This is a genomic window from Scandinavium manionii, from assembly GCF_024764775.1.
In the GTDB taxonomy this organism is placed as follows: Bacteria; Pseudomonadota; Gammaproteobacteria; order Enterobacterales; family Enterobacteriaceae; genus Scandinavium; species Scandinavium manionii.
Window position 1 is genome coordinate 1 of record NZ_JALIGC010000021.1, and the last position, 2306, is coordinate 2306.

Here is a 2306-nt window from a genome sequence, read left to right on the forward strand (position 1 = left end):
AAACGAAATATTAAAAAAGGCTACCGCGCTCTTGATGTCAGACTCCCTGAACAGTTCTCGTTAATCGGGAAACTCAGGGCGCGTTATCCAGTGGCCTCTCTCTGCCACGTGTTCGGGGTTCATCGTAGCAGCTACAAATACTGGCAAAACCGTCCTGAAAAACCAGACGGCAGGCGGGCTGTATTACGAAGCCAGGTGATGGAGCTGCATAACATCAGCCATGGTTCTGCCGGAGCAAGGAGCATCGCCACAATGGCAACCCAGAGAGGCTATCGGATGGGACGCTGGCTTGCTGGCAGACTGATGAAAGAGCTGGGGCTGGTCAGTTGCCAGCAGCCTACTCATCGATATAAACGTGGCGGCCATGAACACGTCGCGATCCCGAATCACCTTGAGCGGCAGTTCGCAGTGACAGAGCCAAATCAGGTGCGGTGACGTGACGTATATCTGGACAGGTAAGCGCTGGGCATACCTTGCAGTTGTTCTCGATCTGTTCGCGAGGAAACCGGTGGGTTGGGCAATATCGTTCTCCCCGGATAGCAAACTGACGGCCAAAGCGCTGGAAATGGCGTGGGAAGCTCGCGGCAAGCCAGACGGAGTGATGTTCCACAGCGATAGTAATAATGCCGGTGTCAGTTTGGTCATCACTCAGTTTGCTGTTTAAACAGATTGGTGTGATTACTGATGCAGTGAAGACCTTCCCGCATCCTGACTCACACAGCGATCGACCTTTTGTGTCTTGCCCTGGACTCGTCGGTTGCCGGAAGCGCCTTCATGCGAGGCATCTCCTCACCGGTGCGCGTGACTCAAGAAGGGCCTGACGGCTTGTCTCATTACTGTCCTGTCCGGGTTATCTGTCTGGAGATTCAACTCTGTTTCCTCACAGGAGTTTTGTCATGGCTGATAACGTTATCGAAACCACCGTTGTGGGTGGCGTGGATACACATAAAGATTTGCACGTTGCCGCTGTCGTAGATCAGAACAATAAAGTTCTGGGGACCCAGTATTTTTCCGCAACACGACAAGGTTACCGGCAGATGCTGGTATGGATGACCTCATTTGGGGCGTTAAAGAGAATTGGCGTTGAGTGCACAGGTACCTATGGCTCAGGGCTGCTTCGCTATTTCCAGAATGCGGGGTTAGAAGTTCTTGAGGTTACTGCGCCAGATCGGATGGAACGACGCAAACGGGGTAAAAGTGACACGATTGATGCTGAGTGTGCTGCTCATGCAGCATTCTCGGGTATCAGGACAGTTACCCCCAAAACACGTGATGGCATGATTGAATCTCTACGGGTCTTAAAAACTTGCCGAAAAACAGCAATATCAGCTCGCAGAGTCGCTCTCCAGATTATCCATTCCAATATTATCTCTGCTCCGGATGAATTACGTGAACAGCTCAGAAATATGACGCGTATGCAGCTCATCAGGACTCTGGGATCCTGTAGGCCTGATGCCAGTGAATACCATAATGTTACAAACGTTTATCGCATCGCATTACAGTCCCTTGCCCGACGCTATCTCGAGTTACATGACGAAATCGCTGATCTGGATGTCATGATTGCGGCAATTGTCGACGAGCTGGCACCTGAACTAATTAAACGTAATGCTATTGGATACGAAAGTGCTTCGCAGTTGCTGATCACTGCCGGAGACAATCCCCAACGACTAAGATCTGAATCAGGCTTTGCAGCACTGTGTGGTGTCAGCCCTGTTCCTGTATCTTCTGGAAAAACGAACCGTTACCGACTTAACCGGGGCGGAGATCGTGCTGCGAATAGTGCTCTTCACATCATCGCCATCGGACGATTACGAACTGACGCAAAAACTAAGGAATATATCGCCAGGCGAGTAGCTGAAGGGCATACAAAAATGGAAGCAATACGCTGTCTGAAGCGCTATATCTCACGCGAAGTTTATACATTACTGCGTAACCAAAACCGGCAGATCAACAGCATCCAGATAATGACTTGACTCTTAGAAGGGCGTCCAAGGCAGTCATTATACAAGCAGGCAGTTCCGGCAGTTATTGTGGCGGTACCGGATCAAACAGAGTATGAGCCGACGTGGAAACTGCTGGGATAACAGCCCGATGGAGCGCTTCTTCAGGAGTCTGAAGAATGAATGGGTGCCAGTGACTGGTTACGTAAGCTTCAGCGATGCTGCCCATGAAATAACAGATTATATCGTTGGGTATTACAGCGCGCTCAGGCCGCATGAATATAACGGCGGGTTACCCCCCAACGAATCGGAAAATCGATACTGGGAAAACTCTAAAGTGGTGGCCAGTTTTTGTTGACCACTACA

At 50.4% G+C, this 2306-nt stretch carries 1 protein-coding gene and 2 pseudogenes; all 3 read left to right on the top strand.

Annotation, left to right across the window (positions count from 1 at the left end):
• Positions 1–625, top strand: a pseudogene (locus MUU51_RS00130) (IS3 family transposase); the annotation flags it as partial.
• A gap of 271 nt (positions 626–896) precedes the next feature.
• Positions 897–1973 carry an IS110 family RNA-guided transposase gene (locus MUU51_RS00135; protein WP_258966847.1) on the top strand — a complete coding sequence of 359 codons (1077 nt, stop codon included), beginning with the start codon at positions 897–899 and terminating at the stop codon, positions 1971–1973.
• A 16-nt stretch (positions 1974–1989) separates the two neighbouring features.
• Positions 1990–2298: pseudogene (locus MUU51_RS00140) on the top strand (integrase core domain-containing protein); the annotation flags it as partial.
• Positions 2299–2306 lie beyond the last annotated feature (8 nt).

Bases quoted from the DNA above. Each gene is read 5' to 3' on its own strand.
- MUU51_RS00135 (WP_258966847.1), top strand. From the start codon at position 897: ATGGCTGATAACGTTATCGAAACCACCGTTGTGGGTGGCGTGGATACA.